Source organism: Aquamicrobium sp. LC103, assembly GCF_001014615.2.
GTDB lineage: Bacteria > Pseudomonadota > Alphaproteobacteria > Rhizobiales > Rhizobiaceae > LBCQ02.
The window spans coordinates 98,674-116,442 of sequence record NZ_LBCQ02000003.1; the positions used below are offsets into that span (position 1 = coordinate 98,674).

Genomic DNA, 17,769 nt, shown 5'->3' on the forward strand with positions numbered 1-17,769 from the left:
GACATTCAAACGGCTGGCAAGGCATGGCGGAATATTCATTTCTTTCGCTTCTCAAGAATGCATGGAACGGCAATCGGGACTGGAAACCGGCCTGGCGCAAGCCCGACCCAAGGCCGGCCTATGACGTCGTCATCATAGGCGGTGGCGGGCATGGGCTCTCGACGGCCTATTACCTCGCCAAGGAGCACGGCATCGCCAATGTGGCGGTGCTGGAGAAGGGCTATCTCGGTTCCGGCAATATCGGCCGCAACACGACGATGATCCGGTCGAACTACCTGCTGCCGGCCAACCAGCGTTTCTACGAGCATTCGATGAAGCTGTGGGAAAGCCTCTCCCACGACCTCAACTACAATGTGATGTTCTCGCAGCGCGGATGCCTGAACCTCGCGCACTCGCCGGCGCAGCTGGACGATTTCGCCCGGCGCGGCAACGCCATGCGCCACGCCGGCATCGACGCCGAACTGATGAGCAGGGAGCAGATACGCCGCTTCGTGCCGGCGCTCGACATCGATTTCGGCGGCCGCTTTCCCGTCGTGGGCGGGCTGATACAGCGCCGCGCCGGCACGGCGCGCCACGACGCGGTCGCCTGGGGCTATGCCCGCGCCGCCGACAGGCGCGGGGTGGACATCATCGAGAACTGCGAGGTGACGGGCTTCCTGCGCGACGCCGACCGCATCGTCGGCGTGGCGACCACGCGCGGCGAAATCCGCGCCGGAAAGGTGGCGGTCGCGGTGGCGGGCTCGACCGGGCGCGTCATGAAGCTCGCCGGCGTCGACCGGCTGCCGATCGAGAGCCACGTGCTGCAGGCCTTCGTGTCGGAAGGCATCAAGCCGTTCATGGACACGGTCGTGACTTTCGGGGCGGGCCATCTCTACGTCACGCAGTCCGACAAGGGCGGCATGGTGTTCGGCGGCGACATCGACGGCTACAACACCTATGCCCAGCGCGGCAACCTGCCGATCGTCGAGGACGTGATGTCGGAAATGTGCGCCATGTTCCCCGGCCTGACGCGCGTGCGCCTGCTGCGCTCCTGGGGCGGGATCATGGACATGTCGATGGACGGCTCGCCGATCATCACAACCGGCCCCCTGCCCGGCATGTATCTCAACTGCGGCTGGTGCTACGGCGGCTTCAAGGCGACGCCCGCGTCCGGCTGGTGCTTCGCCTGGACGATCGCCAGGGACGAGCCCCATCCAATCAACGCCCCCTTCGCGCTCGACCGCTTCCATCGCGGCATTCTCATCGACGAAAAGGGTCAGGGCGCCACGCCGAAGCTTCACTGACGGGTACGAAGATGCTGATCACCTGCCCCTATTGCGGACCGCGCGACCTGGCTGAATTCTCCTACCAGGGAGACGCCAACCGCACCCGGCCGGATCCTGCGTCGACCGACCCGGAAGCCTGGAACGCCTACGTCTACGACCGGGCGAACACCGCCGGCGACCACCGCGAATACTGGCAGCATTCGGGCGGCTGCCGCGTCCATCTCGCGGTGACCCGGAACACGCTGACCCACGAAATAAAGGACGTCGCCCTCGCCCGCGACGGCGCTGTGAAAAAACCTTCCGCGCGCAGGAAGACGGGGGCGAAGGCATGAGCGCTGGACGTGCCCCCAGCGGCGGCCGGATCGACCGCGCCCGCAGCATCCGCTTCACCTTCGACGGAAGGAGCTATTCCGGGCATGCGGGCGACACGCTGGCCTCCGCGCTGCTTGCCAACGGCGTGTCGATGGTCGCCCGCTCGTTCAAGTACCACCGTCCGCGCGGCGTCCTTTCGGCCGGCGTCGACGAACCTTCCGCGCTGGTCACAGTCCTCAGGGGCAAGGTCCGGGAACCCAACGTCCCGGCGACGCAGATCGAGATTTTCGACGGCCTCGTCACCGAAAGCCAGAACCGGTTCCCCTCGCTGGATTTCGACTTCGGCGCAATGAACAGCCTCGCCGGAGATCTCTTCTCGGCCGGCTTCTACTACAAGACCTTCATGGGGCCGGTGATCGGGCCGCTTCGGGGCACGCGCTTCTGGATGTTCTGCGAATGGTTCATTCGCAGGGCCGCCGGTCTCGGCCGCGCCGGCCATGAGCGGGATCCTGCCCGCTACGAACGCATGAACGCCTTCTGCGACGTGCTTGTCGTGGGTTCCGGTCCCGCGGGTCTTGCCGCGGCGAAGGCGGCGGCCGTGGGTGGCAAGCGTGTGATCCTCGCCGAGCAGGAGCCGGTTCTCGGCGGCTCTGCCAAATGGAGCGGCGAGACGATCGACGGGATCGAGGCCGCCGAATGGGCGTCGGCGCGCGAGGCGGAGCTTGCCGGCATGCCCGATGTGCGGCTCCTGCCGCGCACCGCCGTCTGGGGCTATTACGACGGCAACACGCTCGCCGCCCTGGAGCGCGTGAACGACCACAAGGCCGATGCCGCGCCGGGCGAGCCGCGCCACCGCCATTGGACGATCCGCGCCGGCGCGGTGGTGCTCGCCACCGGCGCCTTCGAGCGGCCGCTGGTATTTCCGGGCAACGACGTGCCGGGCGTGATGCTGGCAGGCGCAGCCGAGCGCTACGCGGTCGAATACGGCGTCTTGCCCGGGCGTCGGATCGTCCTTTTCACCAACAACGACAGCACCTATCGAGCAGCGGCCGCCCTGCGGCGCGCTGGCGCCGCGATCGCGGCGATCATCGATGCGCGCCGCGAGATTTCGGCCGGCGCGCGGCAGCTCGCGCAGGAAGCGGGCGGCGAGCTGCTCACCGGCCATGCCGTTGTGGCGACCAGCGGCCGCAAGGCGCTTTCCGGCATATCGGTTCAACGGTACGACGCCGCTTCCGAAGTGCTTTCCGGAGAGCCTCGCCAGATCGAGGCGGATTGCCTCGCCGTTTCGGGCGGCTGGTCGCCCGCCATCCACCTCGCCAGCCAGGCCGGCCAGGCCCCGCAGTGGGACGAGCGGCTGCAGGCCTTCCTGCCGCCGAAGCCGACACAGAACTGGATCGGAGCCGGCGCATTCGACGGCGCCTTCACCACGCGGGAGACGATAGCCGAAGGAACGGCGGCCGGTGCGACTGCAGCCGGCGCGCGTGCTTCGCGGGCGAAGCCTCCCGAGGTCGAAGCTCCCGAATTGGATGCCGCGCCCGCCCCTATCTTCGAGATCAAGGCCAAGGGCAAGGCCTTCGTCGACCTCCAGCACGACGTGACCGCCGAGGACGTGCGGCTCGCCCATCGTGAAGGCTTCGTCTCGGTGGAGCATCTGAAACGCTACACGACGCTCGGCATGGCCACCGACCAGGGCAAGACGTCGAACGTTCCCGGTCTCGCCATCATGGCGGATGCGGCGGGCAAGTCGATACCCGAGGTCGGCACCACGCGCTTCCGCCCGCCCTTTTCGTCGGTTCCGCTGGGCGCGCTGGCGGCCGAGCGCCATGGCGACCTGAAACCCGAGCGGCTGACGCCGATGCATGACTGGCATGTCGAGAATGGAGCGAGGATGTACACGGCGGGCCTGTGGCTGCGACCGCAGATCTACGGCCTGCCCGGCGAGACGGTCGAGCAGGCCTATGTGCGCGAGACGCGGACGGTACGCGACGGCGTCGGCATCGTCGACGTCTCCACGCTCGGAAAGATCGCCGTGCAAGGCCCCGACGCGGCCGAATTCCTCGACCGGGTCTACACCAATCTGTTCTCGACGCTGCCGGTCAACAAGGCGCGCTACGGCCTGATGCTGCGTGAGGAAGGCATCGCCTTCGACGACGGCACCACCTGGCGCCTCGCCGAGCACGAATTCCTGATGACCACCACCACGGCGAATGCCGGCAAGGTGATGCAGCATCTGGAATATTACCTCGACACGGTGTGGCCGGAGCTGCGCGTCCACGTCGCCTCGGTCACCGACCAATGGGCGGGCGCGGCCCTGTCCGGGCCGAAATCTCGCGAGGTGCTTGCCGCCTGCATGAAGGGCACGGCCGTCGGCGACGACGCCTTGCCCTTCATGGGCATCGTCCATGGCGAGATCGCCGACGTGCCGGTGACGGTCTGCCGGCTCTCCTTCTCAGGCGAGCTCGCCTATGAAATCTATTGCGGCGCGGGCCATGGCATCCATGTCTGGGAAGCGCTCATGGAGGCGGGAGAGCCTTTCGGCATCGTGCCCTACGGCCTCGAGGCGCTCGGCACCATGCGCATCGAGAAGGGCCATGTCACCGGCGCCGAGATCGACGGCCGCACCACGGCGCGCGACCTGCATCTCGACTGGATGCTTTCGAAAAGGAAGCCCTTCATCGGCTCCGCGATGATGGACCGCGAGGGACTCGTCGCGCCGGATCGCATCCAGCTCGTCGGCGTCGTTTCGCTCGACAACCGGGCACTCAACGGCGGCGCGCACATCGTCGAGGAACTCGATCCGGAAAATCCGCGCGGCTCCGTCGGCCATGTGACGGCGGCCTGCTACTCGCCCGTGCTCGGCAAATATATCGGCCTGGCGCTGGTGAAGGGTGGCAAGGCGCGCCACGGCACCCGCGCCCATGTCTCCGATCCCCTGCGCAAGCGCTTCGGCCCGGTCGAGATCGTCAGCCATCACTTCTTCGATCCGGAAGGGAGCCGCATGCATGGTTGAGCCCGTTTCCCCGCTCGGCCCGGCCCATCGCCCCGGCCGGCACGGCAATCCCGCCAGCGGTATCGGCGTGACGCTGAGCGAGACGCGGCCGGGCTCGATCGTCGAGGCCGCGGGCTGGCCCGGCGCCGAGAAGGCGCTGATCGCCGCCATCAGGAAGGCGACCGGCCTCGCCCTGCCTGACGGCGCCGGCGGGGGCACCACGGCCAAGTCCAGATCCGCCTTCGGCATCGCCCCGGGAAAATTCCTGATCGTCGACCAGGCGGAGGGCGCCGCCGAGGCGCTTCGCGCCGAAATCCCGATCGAAACCGGCACGGTAACGGATCTTTCGCATGGGCGCACGGCGCTGCGCATCGCCGGACCCAAGGCGGAATGGGTGCTTGCCAAATTCTACGCGCTGGACTTCTCGTTGCCGGCCTTTCCCGTTTCCGCCGGCCGCGCCACCGTCCATCACGACATCTTCACCCAGATCCAACGGACGGGCGAGGATCAGTTCGACCTCTATGTCTTCCGCTCCTTCGCGCGCGGCTTCTGGACCACGCTCTGCCATGGAGCGGAAGAGGTCGGATACGAGGTGAGATAGCGCCTCAGGCGTTCGCGCCGCCGTCGATGGTGAACTCGGCCCCGGTGACGCCGCGCGCCGCCGGTCCGGCGAGCCAGGCGACGAGATCGGCGACGTCGGCCGGGTCACCGTAGCGCTGGATCGCCATCAGCGAACGCTGCGTGTCGGCGTCTTCGCCCGCCGCCGGGTTCATGTCGGTGTCGGTCGAACCGGGATGCACCACATTGGCGGTTATGCCGCGCGGCCCGAGATCACGGGCGAGGCCGCGCGCGAAGCCGGTCAGCGCCGCCTTGCTCAACGCATAGAGGCTGATGCCCGGTCCCGGCACGCGCCGGGCGAGATTGCTGCCGATCATGACGGTGCGGCCGCCGTCGCGCATATGGGCGACCGCCGCGCGGGTGGCGGCGAAGACGGCGCGGACATTGACGTCCACCGTCCGGTCGAAATCCTCGAGGGTCAGCTCGGAGATATGGCCCGCGTCGAAGATGCCGGCATTGTTGACCAATATGTCCACGCGACCGAACCGCTCGACGGTCGCGGCTATGGCGGCCTCGACGGCTGCGGCGTCGCGATTGTCGGCGGAGATCGCCAGCCCGCTCCCGCCCGCTCCTTCGATATCCCGCACGACGGACGCGGCACGCTCCGCCGAACGCGCATAGGTGATCGCGACGTCGGCGCCGTCCGCGGCGAGCTTCCTGGCGATGGCCGCGCCGATGCCGCGACTGCCGCCGGTGACGAGCGCGACCTTGCCGGACAAATTCCGCATGTTGTTTCTCCATTTATGTATCAATCGATACATATTTCATTGCAGCCTTGTCGGGCACGGTCAAGTGATTTATTTATCGATCAATACAAAAAAGGAAACAGCCATGGCAGACAGAGGCCGGCCGCGCAGGTTCGATCGCGAGAACGCGCTGAAGAGCGCGATGGTGCTGTTCTGGAAAAAGGGCTACGCGGGCGCGTCGCTTTCCGACCTGACGGCGGCGATGGGCATAAACTCGCCCAGCCTCTACGCCGCCTTCGGCTCCAAGGAAGCGCTTTTTCGCGAAGCGCTGGCGCTCTACGGCAAAAGCGAAAGCGGGGAGATTTGGGAACCGATCGTAACCGGACGCACGGCGCGCGAGGCGATCGCCGGTTTCCTGCACGGCACCGCGATCTCTTTCACCCGGCCTGGCAAGCCAGCGGGTTGCCTTGTCGTTCTGGGCGCGCTGCATGCCGACGACGCCGGCGAGGCAGTATGCGGAGCCTTGCGCGACAAGCGCGTGGAAAACGTCGCCGAAATCAGCGAGCGGCTTAAACGGGCGATCGCCGAGGGCGAACTGCCGCCGTCGATCGACTGCGACGCGATCGCGTCCTTCTACGTGACGGTGCAGCAGGGCATGTCGATCCAGGCGCGCGATGGGGCGAGCCGCGAAACGCTTCTCGCCATCGCGGACGGCGCCATGGCGGCCTGGGATCGCCTGACGACCGCTGAGTCTACCTGACGAAGGTCACGAATTCCTCGAGCGGCGCGCGCTCGGAGCGGAGCTCGTTCTCCGGCTTCGATTCGTCCTCATGGCCGAGCGCCATCCCGCAGACGACGATCTCTTCATCCGGAATTCCAAGAATCGGCCTTATCTCCCTGTGATAGGGAGCAAAAGCCGCCTGCGGACAAGTGTGCAATCCCCTGCCCCGCGCCGCGATCATGATCGACTGCAGGAACATGCCGTGGTCGATCCACGACCCCATGTTCAAGCGTCGGTCGATGGTGAAGATCATGCCTACCGGCGCGTCGAAGAAGACGAAGTTGCGGTCATGCTGGGCGCGCATGCGCTCCACCTCGCGCCGGCCGATGCCCAGCAGCCCGTAGAGAGCGAAGCCCACGGCGCGGCGGCGCGTCAGATAGGGTTCGAAGAACTGGTCGGGATAGTAGCGGTACTCGTCCCATTCGACCTTTTCCGCGCGCACGCCGGAGTTGAGGATCGCGTCGGCGATCTTCTGCTTGGTCTCGCCGGTGGTCACATAGACCTTCCACGGCTGCATGTTGGTGCCGGAAGGCGCGCGCGAGGCGACCCGGAGGATATCCTTGATCGTTTCCTCGTCGACCGGCGTGGGCAGGAAGGCCCGGACAGAACGGCGCGACGAGATCGCTTCGTCCACGATTGCAGCTTCATCCATCGTTTGCGTCTTGTTGTCGGGAGCCAGCATCTCCAGTCCTTCGGCATGCGGCAAAATCGGGCGGCGCGGAGCGCCAACTGTTTTCGGAGCCATCGCATAGGCGAAGTTTCCTCCACAAGCAATTCCCCCGGCGACGTCCTTGGCCCAAATGCCGACGGAGGATTGTGTCTCGCACGCCGCGCGCGACCGTGGAATCCTGTGGGAAACCCACCACCGGCCAGAACCGCCAGCCAGAACCGAAGGACCAACATGCCTCGTCCCTCCTCCCGCGTTTCCGGCATAACACCTTCCGGCAAGGACGGCTGGGAGGTGCATTTCGAAGCCTGGAGCCGCAAGCAGGCCGGCGATGACATCATCATGCTGTCGGTGGGCGACCATGATTTCGACACGCCGGAGGCGACCGTCGAGGCCTGCGTGCGCGAGGTCCGCGCCGGCCACCATCACTACACGCACCTCCCCGGTTTGCCGCGCCTCCGCCAGGCGATGGCCGCGGTGTCGACGGCATGCACGGGCGTGGAAACGGCTGCAGAGGAGGTGTTGGCGACGCCCGGCGGCCAGGCGGCGCTCTTTTCCGCCGTGCTCGGCACGATCGATCCGGGCGGCCATGCGATCGTCGTCGCGCCCTATTACGCGACCTATCCCGGCACGTTCCGCGCCGCCGGCGCCGGCTTCACGGTGGTCGAGGCGCGCGCCGAGGACGGCTTCCAGCCAAACGCGGCGGCGATCGAGAAGGCGGTGGAGCCGAACACGCGCGCGATCCTCATCAACACGCCCAACAATCCGACGGGCGCCGTCTATACCCGAGAGAGTCTGGAGGGCATCGCCGAAATCTGCCGCCGGCACGATCTCTGGCTTCTCTCCGACGAAGTCTACTGGACGCTCGGCGGCGGCAAGCATCTCTCGCCGCGGTCGCTTCCCGGCATGGCCGAGCGCACGCTCGTCATAAACTCGATGTCGAAGAGCCACGGCATGACCGGCTGGCGGCTCGGCTGGCTGACCGGCCCGCGCGACTTCATCACCACCCTCATCAGCCTCAATCTGGTCTCCACCTACGGCCTGCCCGATTTCGTCAGCCGCGCGGCGATCGCGGCGCTCGAAAACGGCTACGGCGTGGAGGAGATCGCCGCGCGCTACGCGGCAAGGCGCGCCTTCTTCCTCGAGGCGATACGCGGGCTCAACGCCGTCACCGTGCGCGGGTCGGAAGGCGGCATGTACGTCATGCTCGACATTTCCGGCGTCGAACCCGACTGCGAGGCCTTCGCCTGGGCGCTGCTCGACGGGGAGAATGTCGCGGTCATGCCCGGCTCGAGCTTCGGCGAGGCGGCCAGCGGGCATATCCGCGTCAGCCTCTGCCAACCGGAGGACGTGCTGCGGGAAGCGGCCGCGCGGCTTGCCCGCTTCATCGCCTCATATGGCGAGCGTGTCGGCAGGCCCGGCTGATTTCGAAACAGGCCTGCCAACGGCAACGGGTTTCAGCGGAAGCTCTCGCGCGGGATCTCTTCGCGCTGGCAATTGTAGACGAGGCATTGCGGCGTATCGCGCGTGGCTATCCAGGTCTGCTTCGGGACGTCGGGATAGTTGCAGAAGCGCCAGGCCGCGACGTAGCGGTCGTAGGTGTGGCGGCCAGTGGTCAGCACGATCGCGCCCGAGCGCTGGATGAGCGCCTGGGTCTGCTCGCAACTCATCATGCGCGTGTCCGGCCGGCCCTGCGCAACCGCGGCGGTCGCGATAGCGGCCGAAACGAGTGCGGCGCCCAGTGCTGCAAGATGGGTCTTCATCATCTTCTTCCTTCGCTCTCGCCGAACTTTCCGCCCGATCCGGCCAAATCCCGTCGCCGTCACTCTATCATCGGCGAGCCGGCGCAGGCAAAGCCGTCGGCGACATATCCTCGTGATATGGAATTGAACGCGACCGGTCGATGAACTGTCGCTTTCGGCGGAACCGAAAGCATGGTCTATTAGGCTGATCTGATACCCGAATGGACCCGCCATGAGCACCACCTTCGTCATCGCCCAGGGCGGCGGCCCCACCGCCGTCATCAACCAGACGCTCGTCGGCGCCGCATTGGAAGCGCGCAGGCGCCATCCCGGCTGCCGCGTTCTCGGCGCACGCTACGGCGTGCGCGGCATCAGGGCGGGAGACTATGTCGACCTTTCCGAGCTCTCGGAGGAGCGGCTTCGCCGCGTCGCCGCGCTGCCCAGCGCCGCCCTGGGCTCCACCCGGGACAAGCCGGACGCGGCCTATTGCGAGGCGGTGTTGAAGGGCCTGCGGGAGGTGGGCGCCGACGCCTTCATCTATATCGGCGGCAACGACACGGCCGGCACCCAGCAGATCCTCCACGACGCCGCCGGCGGCAGCATCGCCTTCGTGCACGCGCCGAAAACCATCGACAACGACCTCGAGGAGAACGACCACACGCCCGGCTTCATCTCCGCCGCCGAATTCGTGGCGTCCGCCTTCGTCAGCGTCGACCTCGATTTCCGCGCCCTTCCCGGCATCTATGTCGGGATCGTCATGGGGCGTCACGCCGGCTTCCTCACCGCTTCGGCGGCGGCCTGGCGGATGAACGAGGAAAGCGGCCCGCATCTCGTCTACGTGCCGGAGCGGCCGTTCGAGCGCGCCCGCTTCGTGGAGGACGTCAAGGAGACCATGTCCCGCCACAAACGCTGCATCATCGCCATGTCGGAAGGCGTCTCGTCGGCTTCCGGCCGCTCGCTCGTCGAGGAACTGGTCTCGCCCGACATGCTGGAGCGCGACGCGCATGGCAATGTACGCCTTTCCGGCACCGATCTCGGCCAGGCGATGGAGCGCATCCTCGCCGACGATCTGAAGGGCATGCGTTCGCGCGTCGACACCTTCGGCTATCTGCCGCGCGGCAATATCGGCGCGGTCAACCCCACCGACGCGCAGGAGGCGCATGACGCGGGCATCTTCGCGATCGAGGCGGCGTCGCGCGGCGGCGGTTCGGTCGCACTCCAGGAGGAAAAGGGCAAGACGGCGATTCGCCTGGTGCCGCTGACCGCGGTCGCTGGCAGGACGCGCCACATGCCGAAGGATTTTCTGCATCCCGACCGCAACCAGCTCGGAGATGCGGCCTATGCATATTTCGACCGGCTGCTGCCGCGCAAATACGATCTCGGCGAACCGTTCGTCTGAGCCGAGGGGGAAGCGGCCGCTAGAGATAGGCGAACGCCAGCATCGCCACGACGGCCAGCGCCGCGAAGGCGATCGTCGGTTTCCAGTTGAAGCGCTCCTCGCCCTCCATCATCTCCTCGTCGACCTTCGGACTGTCGATCAGGGCGGAGGGCGGCAGTTCGATCTCAGGCCCATTGTCCAGAATGAGGTTCGGCGCTTCGGGATCGACCGGCTTCATGCCTAGCCCTTCTTCTTGTTGGGCAGGTTCTTGCGCTTGGTTTCGGCCATTTCCTCGAGCTCGGACTTGCTCATCGATTCGTACATTCCCTTCGAGGCGCCCTTGAGCTCGGACTTCTTGGTATCGCCACGTTTTGCGGAGAGCGCGGCTCCGGCGGCTTTCTGCTGGGCTTTCGATTTGGCAGGCATGGTCTTTTCCCATGGTTTTTCCAAACTGGAAAAATGCCTTTGCGGGCCGAAATGTTCCGTTGAAGCCTCGATGATGCGCTTTTCGAGACAAGCAGGACCGTTTTGCGGACGGCGCTGCAACAGTCTTTTGATGGCCGCCGGTTGGACAAGCCCCGCCCGGCCCTTTAAGATCGGGCTATCCGGGAAACATGCGCCCGCGGGCTGAATTTTTCGATTTTCTCGGATTGTTTACCAAGAGCCGACATGATCGAAGGGGAGCGGCTCGGGGTGTTTCGTAGGCTGGCGGTGTAGTTGCCGGCTTTTTGTGGGGATGCGGCGTGCCTTCGGTTTCGCCTTGTGACGGTGGTGAGGAGTAATTTTGACCGAGCAAAGCCCGCCGTTCTGGCGCCGCAGCCGGCTCTTCCTCGCTGCCATTGGCCTCTCCGCGCTGGCGGGGACGCTGCCTGCCCATTCCTTCGAGCTTTTCGGCATAAAGCTCTTCGGCGGAAACAAGGAAGCCGAGGAAGAGCTGACCATCGGCGAACCGCAGCCCTACAATGTCGATTTCGCCGTCGCCGACACCGACGGCCTCGAATCGAAGCTGAAATCGGCCTCGTCGCTCTGGGGCGATCGCGAGGATCCGGCGTCGGGGGCGGCCGGCCTGATCGCCAAGGCGCGGAGCGACTATCGCCGCCTGCTCGCAACGCTCTATTCCGAGGGCCGCTACGGCGGCACCATCAGCATCCGCATAGACGGACGGGAAGCCGCCGATCTGCCGCCGGACGCGACGCTCGCCAATCCCGCCGCCGTCCTCGTCTCGGTCGATCCCGGCCCGCTCTTCCATTTCGGCGAGGCCGCGATCGTCAACGAGGCGCCTCCGCCCACCAACCGCAAGGACAGCGTCGACAACCCGCATGAGGGTTTCATGCCCGGAGAGGTCGCCCGCTCGGGCACGATCCTCCGCGCCGAGCGGCTTTCCGTCGAAGCCTGGCGCCAGCAGGGACACGCCAAGGCCCGCGTCGCCGACCGGCGGGTGGAGGCCGCGCACAATACGGACATCGTGAATGCGCGCATCGCTCTCGATCCCGGCCGCAAGGCCTATTACGGCCCGGTCACGGTCGACGGGACCGAGCGCATGGACCCGCAATTCGTCGCCTGGATGACCGGCCTCAGGCAGGGCGAGGAATACGACCCCGACGACATCGAGCGCGCCAGCAAGCGCATCGCGCGCCTCGACGTGTTCCGCGCCGCCCGCTTCCAGGAAGCCGACATGATCGGCGAGAACGGTCTCCTGCCGATCACCATGATCGTGCAGGAGCGCCTGCCGCGCCGTTTCGGCGTCGGCGGCACCTATTCGACCGTCGATGGGCTCGGGCTCGAATCCTTCTGGCTCCACCGCAACCTGTTCGGGCGCGCCGAGCGCCTGCGCTTCGACGCCAAGGTCGCCGGCATCGGCAAGACCTTCAAGCCGGAGGAATTCACCTACCGCTTCGGCCCGACCTTCGTGAAGCCCGGCGTGTTCACGCCCGATACGGACTTCACGACCTCGCTGATCGGCGACCGCGAGGTGCTCGACGCCTATACGCGCACCGCCGTGACCGGCACCGCCGGCTTCACCCACATCTTCACCGAGGAGCTTTCCGGAAAGCTCCTCCTCAGCGGCGGTCACGCCCAGTTCGAGGACGACGAATTCGGCACCCGCGATTTCACCACGGTCGGGCTGCTCGGCGGCTTGACCTATGACAGCCGCGACAATCCGGCCGACGCGACCAGCGGCTTCTATGTCGACACCGTGCTCGAGCCCTTCTACGAATTCCAGTACGGCAACGGCGCGTTCAAGGCGACCGCCGAAGGCCGCGCCTATTTCGGCTTCGGCGAGAAGAACCGCTTCGTCCTTGCCGGACGGCTGAAGGTCGGCGCGCTCATCGGCCCGGAGACCGCGGAAATCTCGCCCGACAAGCTGTTCTTCGCCGGCGGCGGCGGTTCGGTGCGCGGCTATGCTTATCGCAATATCGGCGTGCGCACACCGGACGGCAACATCATCGGCGGCCGCTCGCTCGCCGAGGCCTCGGTGGAGGCGCGCGTGCGCGTGACCAACTCGATCGGCCTCGTCGGCTTCGTCGACGCCGGCTATGTGGACGAGGACACCGTGCCGAGCTTCAACGAGGATCTGAGGATCGGCGTAGGCGCGGGCCTGCGCTATCTTACCGGGCTAGGCCCGATAAGGCTCGACGTCGCCGTGCCGCTCGACAGGCGCAGCGGCGACCCCAGCGTGGCTTTCTATGTCGGAATAGGACAGGCGTTTTGATCCGGTCTCTGCTCGCGATAGTCTTCCTGCTGTTTGCCTGGCCCGCGCTCGCGCAGGACACGCCGGAGGAGGAGCGCTCCTTCTTCCTCTCCTTCGTGGAAGACCAGCTTTCGGCACCCAACCGGCAGATCCGCATTTCCGGCATTCAGGGCGTGCTTTCCTCGAATGCGCGCATCGGCCAGATCACGGTCGCCGACCGGGAAGGTGTCTGGCTGCGCATAACCAACGCCTCGATCGTGTGGAGCCGTTCGGCGCTGCTGCTCAGCCAGCGCCTGCAGATCGACACGCTTTCGGCCGAGCATGTCGAAGTGATGCGTCGCCCGGTGCCCGACGAAAGCCTGCCCTCGCCCGAATCCTCCTCGTTCAGCCTTCCGGAACTGCCGATCGCGATCAATCTCGACGCGCTCGACGTGCCGCGCGTCACCTTCGGCCAAGACGTGTTCGGCCTCGCCTCGGAGCTCGGCATCACCGGGCGCATCCGCCTCGAGGGAGGCGCGCTCGACACGGCTCTGGACATCACCCGGATCGACGGGCCGGGCGGGCAGTTCGCGCTCAACGCGACCTATGCCAACGAGACCGAGCTTCTCGCCCTCGACCTGCGCCTGTCCGAGCCCGCGAACGGCATCGTCGCCAACCTCCTCAACATCGACGGCCGGCCGCCCGTCGAACTCGCCGTGGCCGGCAACGGTCCGCTTTCGGACCTCGACGTCGGCCTGACGCTCGACGCGGCGGGCGAGCGCGTGCTGACCGGCGAGACGCGGCTGCGCCGCGAGACCGAGGGGCTTACATTCGCAACCGATCTTTCCGGTCCGATAGCCCAGCTCATTCCGGTACAGTTCCGCTCCTTCTTCGGGGCGGAGACCACGCTGACGGCGAACGGCCTCGTCAGGGACGCCGGCGGCTTCGTGCTCGAAGCGCTCGACCTGCAAAGCGCAGCGCTCGACCTCACCGCATCCGCCGAGACCGGCGGCGACGGCTTCCTCCATCGCCTGGCGATCGACGCCAATGTCGACAACAACAGCGCCGAGCCGGTCGTCCTGCCGGTTCCGGGCGGCAACACGACGGTCGATCGTGCCAAGCTCACCGTCGCCTTCGGCGACAGCGCCGACGAGCAATGGACCGGCAAAATCCTGGTGGAGCAGCTTGCAACGCCGGAATTCTCCGCCGGGCGCGCCGAATTCGACCTTGGCGGCCTCGCCCGCAATCTCGAGCAGGCACAGAACCGGCAGATCACCTTCAATGTCGACGGCGCCGTGACGGGCATCACCGCGCCGCGCGAGGAAATCGCACAGGCGCTCGGCGAGCGGATCGATCTCGACGTCGAGGGCGCCTGGAACGCGGGCGAGCCGGTGCGGTTGGCGCAGGCGCTGCTTTCCGGAAACGGCCTTTCGGTATCGCTTGCCGGCGACATCGCCGAGCTCGCCTTCAACGGCGACATCGGCGTTCGCGCAAACAACATCGCCCCCTTCTCCAGCCTTGCCGGACGCGACCTTTCCGGCTCGCTCGACCTGAAGGCCAATGGCGAGCTGCGTCCGGTCAGCGGTGCCTTTGATCTGACCTTGGACAGCTCGGCGAACGAGCTGCGCATCGGCACCGAGGCGGCCGACAATCTCCTCGGCGGCACGACGACGATCACCGGGCGCGTGGCGCGCGGCGAAACCGGCCTGCTCGCCGACAATCTGCGCGTCGGCAACGACCAGATCGAGCTTCTCGCCGACGGCGTCTTCGCATCGCAGTCCGCCGACTTCACCTACAATCTCGCGCTGACCGATCTGGCGCTCGTCTCTCCGCAGGCGGGCGGCAGGCTCGAGGCGAACGGCCGCGCGGTCGGTTCCGAAGGCCTGATCACGCTGACCACCCAGGCATCCGTGCCGACGGGCAACCTGGCCGGGAAAACGCTGCGCGACGCGCAGCTTGCCTTCGAGGGCACGCTGCGGGAGGGCAACCTTGAAGGGACGGTCGCCAGCAACACCTTCCTCGACGGCGTGCGCGCGCAGCTTTCGACGGGCATTGCCGTCATCGACGGCGAGCGCCGGCTGACCGACCTCGACTTTTCGGCCGGTGGCGCGCGCGTCGCCGGCGCGGTGACGCAGCTCGCCTCGGGTCTGTTCGAGGGCGAGATCGCGGTCAACGCCGCCGATATCTCGACTGCCGCCGCGCTTTTCCTCGCCGAAGCGTCGGGCGCGGTACAGGCGAATGTCGCGCTCTCCACGCAAGACGGCCGGCAGAACCTTACCGCCGACGCGAATGTGCGCCGTTTCCTTCTGAACGACATCGAAATTTCGCAGGCCGAGCTGCAGGCCGCCGTCGAGGACGCATTCAATGTCCCGATGATCCAGGGCACGCTCGACGCGCGCGGCCTGAAGGCCGCCGGTATCGACGTTTCGACCCTGACGGCGAATGCCGACCGCAGCGGCGAGACCACCAATTTCACGGCCAACGCGACGCTCGCGAACCGCACCACCGCCAGTACCGGTGGCGCCCTCTCGCCCGAGGGACAGGGCTACCGGCTGCGGCTCGACAGCCTTTCGCTCGCGCAGGGACAACTCGGCGCCCGCCTGTTGGAACCGGCCTCGCTGCTGGTCGAGGGCCAGAACGTGACGATCGACGGTCTCGCCCTCGACATCGGCGGCGGCCGCATCGCCGCGCGCGGCCGCGCCGCCGAAACGCTCGACCTCGACCTTTCGATCGCCAACCTTCCGCTCGCCATCGCCAATCTCGTGCGACCCGACCTCGGGCTCGGCGGAACGCTCAACGGCCAGGCGCGGATCACCGGCGCCCGCGACGCGCCCAACGCCAATTTCACGCTGCGCGGCGAGGCGATCACCGCGTCTGCCCTGAGGCAGGCGGGCCAGAGCTCGATCTCGGTCAACGCGGAAGGCACCACCACGACCGACCGGCTCAACGTCAATGCCTCCATCGCCAGCCCGGAAGGGCTGCGCGCCGAACTGCGCGGCGGCGTGCCGCTGGGCGACGGAGCACTGGCGCTCGACGTGAACCTCAACGCCTTCCCGCTCGCCGCGCTGAACCGGGCCGTTCCCGGCCAGAATCTCGGCGGCTCGGTGACCGGCACGGCACGCGTCACCGGGACGACCGCAGCGCCGCAGGCGGTCTTCGACCTGCGCGGAAGCGGTATCAGCGCGGCGCCCCTGCAGTCGGCGGGCATCGCCTCGCTCGAGGCCGCTGTCGCCGGACGCTTCGAAAACAACGCGGTCATGCTCACATCGGCTGGTATCAACGGTCCGCAAGGGCTCACGGTCGATGCCAGCGGGCGCATCCCCCTGACGGGCAGCGGGATGGACGTGAGCCTTACCGGCGCCGTTCCGCTCGGCCTTGCCAACAACTTCCTGGCCGACCGCGGAACCCAGGTTTCCGGCACGCTGCAACTGAGCGGCAGCGTCTCTGGCAGCGTCCGACAGCCCGTGATCCGGGCGATGGCGTCGACCACCGGTGCCGAGGTCGTCGATCCGGGCAGCAATGTCAGGCTCGGCGGCATCAACGTCATGGCAAGCATGGACGGCGAAACGATAACGCTGCGCTCGGCTTCCGGCACCTTCGCCTCCGGAGGCACCATCAATGCCAGCGGCACGATCTCGACGAACGCGGCCGCCGGCTTCCCGGCGGATTTGAACATCGTCCTGAACCAGGCCCGCTACAGCGACGGCGAAATGGTCGTCGCGACGGTAAACGGCAATCTCGCCTTCACCGGCCCCCTCACCCGCGATCCGCTGCTCTCGGGAACGATCGACGTCGCGCGGGCGGAGATAACGGTTCCGGAAAGTCTTGGCGGCGGAGCAGCAGCGATCGACGTGGTCCATATCAACCCGCCGCCCGGCGTGAAGGAGACACTGCGCCGCGCCCGTGCCAACGACGGAACCCCGACCCCGACCAGCCGACCGAGCATCGTCCGGCTCAACATGACGGTCAACGCACCGAACCGCATCTTCGTGCGTGGCCGCGGGCTCGACACCGAACTCGGCGGGCAGGTCCAACTCACAGGGCCAGTCACCGATATCCAGCCGGTGGGTGCGTTCAATCTCATTCGCGGGCGGCTCTCAATCCTCGGCCAGCGCATCGATTTCGACGAGGGCACCGTCACGCTGATCGGCGACCTGAACCCGTTCCTCAATTTCGTCGCGCGCTCGGGCGGCAACGACATCACCGTGTTCATCACCGTTTCGGGCAGGGTCAACGACCTCAACATCGCGTTCTCCTCACAGCCGGAACTGCCGGAGGACGAGGTGCTGGCACGATTGATCTTCAATCGCGGCATCGACGAGCTCTCCGCCTTCCAGATAGCGCAGCTTGCTGCCGCCGCCGCCGAACTCGCCGGCGGCGGCAACACCTCGCTGCTGGGCAGCTTGCGCGGCGCGACCGGCCTGGACGACCTCGACATCGTCACCGACAGCGAGGGCAACGCAGCGGTCCGCGCCGGGCGTTACATCCAGGATAATATCTATCTGGGCGTGGAAGCCGGCGCCGGAGGCACGACCAAGGGCACGATCAACCTCGACATCACCGAGGATCTCAAGGCGCGCGGCGGGCTCGGTACCGACGGCGATTCGAGCCTGGGCATTTTCTACGAGCGGGATTACTGACCGCGGACGCGCCGCTCCGA

The 17,769-nt window shown here is 66.9% G+C and carries 14 protein-coding genes; 9 read left to right on the plus strand and 5 right to left on the minus strand.

What is annotated here, in order from left to right; translation table 11 throughout:
* Positions 1–23: 23 nt before the first annotated feature.
* From XW59_RS06830 to XW59_RS06845, 4 genes are read left to right on the plus strand one after another with little or no spacing between them, the layout of a single operon-like run.
* Complete coding sequence (locus tag XW59_RS06830) at positions 24–1,283, plus strand: sarcosine oxidase subunit beta family protein (RefSeq protein ID WP_047144231.1); 1,260 nt, start codon at positions 24–26, stop codon at positions 1,281–1,283.
* An 11-nt stretch (positions 1,284–1,294) separates the two neighbouring features.
* Positions 1,295–1,597 carry a sarcosine oxidase subunit delta family protein gene (locus XW59_RS06835; protein WP_047144230.1) on the plus strand — a complete coding sequence of 101 codons (303 nt, stop codon included), beginning with the start codon at positions 1,295–1,297 and terminating at the stop codon, positions 1,595–1,597.
* A complete protein-coding gene (locus tag XW59_RS06840) occupies positions 1,594–4,587 on the plus strand; it encodes a sarcosine oxidase subunit alpha family protein (RefSeq protein ID WP_047144229.1) in 2,994 nt (997 codons plus the stop codon). Before XW59_RS06835 ends, XW59_RS06840 begins: the two co-directional genes overlap by 4 nt.
* Positions 4,580–5,167: a sarcosine oxidase subunit gamma gene (locus XW59_RS06845; RefSeq protein WP_047144228.1), complete on the plus strand. Its 588-nt coding sequence runs from the start codon at positions 4,580–4,582 to the stop codon at positions 5,165–5,167. Before XW59_RS06840 ends, XW59_RS06845 begins: the two co-directional genes overlap by 8 nt.
* A 4-nt stretch (positions 5,168–5,171) precedes the next feature.
* Here the strand turns inward: XW59_RS06845 and XW59_RS06850 are convergent, their stop codons facing one another.
* The gene (locus XW59_RS06850) at positions 5,172–5,912 is read right to left on the minus strand and encodes an SDR family oxidoreductase (RefSeq protein ID WP_047144227.1); all 741 of its coding nucleotides are present in this window, start codon (positions 5,910–5,912) and stop codon (positions 5,172–5,174) included.
* A 103-nt stretch (positions 5,913–6,015) separates the two neighbouring features.
* Here XW59_RS06850 and XW59_RS06855 point away from each other — a divergent pair, with 103 nt between their 5' ends.
* Positions 6,016–6,630 (plus strand): TetR/AcrR family transcriptional regulator, encoded by a 615-nt coding sequence (locus tag XW59_RS06855; RefSeq protein WP_047144226.1) that lies wholly within the window; start codon positions 6,016–6,018, stop codon positions 6,628–6,630.
* On the opposite strand, the gene XW59_RS06860 is transcribed toward XW59_RS06855, so the two are convergent.
* Positions 6,623–7,333: a nitroreductase gene (locus XW59_RS06860; RefSeq protein WP_047144528.1), complete on the minus strand. Its 711-nt coding sequence runs from the start codon at positions 7,331–7,333 to the stop codon at positions 6,623–6,625. The two genes, XW59_RS06855 and XW59_RS06860, sit on opposite strands and share 8 nt — an antisense overlap.
* Positions 7,334–7,552: 219 nt before the next feature.
* Between XW59_RS06860 and XW59_RS06865 the strand changes: the two genes are divergently transcribed.
* Complete coding sequence (locus XW59_RS06865) at positions 7,553–8,743, plus strand: pyridoxal phosphate-dependent aminotransferase (RefSeq protein WP_047144225.1); 1,191 nt, start codon at positions 7,553–7,555, stop codon at positions 8,741–8,743.
* A gap of 32 nt (positions 8,744–8,775) precedes the next feature.
* On the opposite strand, the gene XW59_RS06870 is transcribed toward XW59_RS06865, so the two are convergent.
* Positions 8,776–9,081, minus strand: coding sequence for a hypothetical protein (locus XW59_RS06870; protein WP_047144527.1), 306 nt, complete (start codon positions 9,079–9,081; stop codon positions 8,776–8,778).
* A gap of 211 nt (positions 9,082–9,292) precedes the next feature.
* Between XW59_RS06870 and XW59_RS06875 the strand changes: the two genes are divergently transcribed.
* Positions 9,293–10,459: a diphosphate--fructose-6-phosphate 1-phosphotransferase gene (locus XW59_RS06875; RefSeq protein ID WP_047144224.1), complete on the plus strand. Its 1,167-nt coding sequence runs from the start codon at positions 9,293–9,295 to the stop codon at positions 10,457–10,459.
* 19 nt (positions 10,460–10,478) lie between these two features.
* Here the strand turns inward: XW59_RS06875 and XW59_RS06880 are convergent, their stop codons facing one another.
* Both XW59_RS06880 and XW59_RS06885 read right to left on the minus strand, forming a co-directional pair.
* Entirely contained in the window at positions 10,479–10,676 is a 198-nt protein-coding gene (locus XW59_RS06880) for a hypothetical protein (protein WP_047144223.1), read from the minus strand.
* 2 nt (positions 10,677–10,678) lie between these two features.
* On the minus strand, positions 10,679–10,864 hold the full coding sequence (locus XW59_RS06885) for a DUF3008 family protein (protein ID WP_047144526.1): 186 nt from the start codon (positions 10,862–10,864) through the stop codon (positions 10,679–10,681).
* 412 nt (positions 10,865–11,276) lie between these two features.
* Here XW59_RS06885 and XW59_RS06890 point away from each other — a divergent pair, with 412 nt between their 5' ends.
* Entirely contained in the window at positions 11,277–13,151 is a 1,875-nt protein-coding gene (locus XW59_RS06890; protein WP_246666035.1) for an autotransporter assembly complex family protein, read from the plus strand.
* Positions 13,148–17,749: a translocation/assembly module TamB domain-containing protein gene (locus tag XW59_RS06895; RefSeq protein ID WP_082137452.1), complete on the plus strand. Its 4,602-nt coding sequence runs from the start codon at positions 13,148–13,150 to the stop codon at positions 17,747–17,749. The genes XW59_RS06890 and XW59_RS06895 overlap by 4 nt, the downstream gene beginning before the upstream one ends.
* The last annotated feature ends 20 nt before the right edge of the window (positions 17,750–17,769 follow it).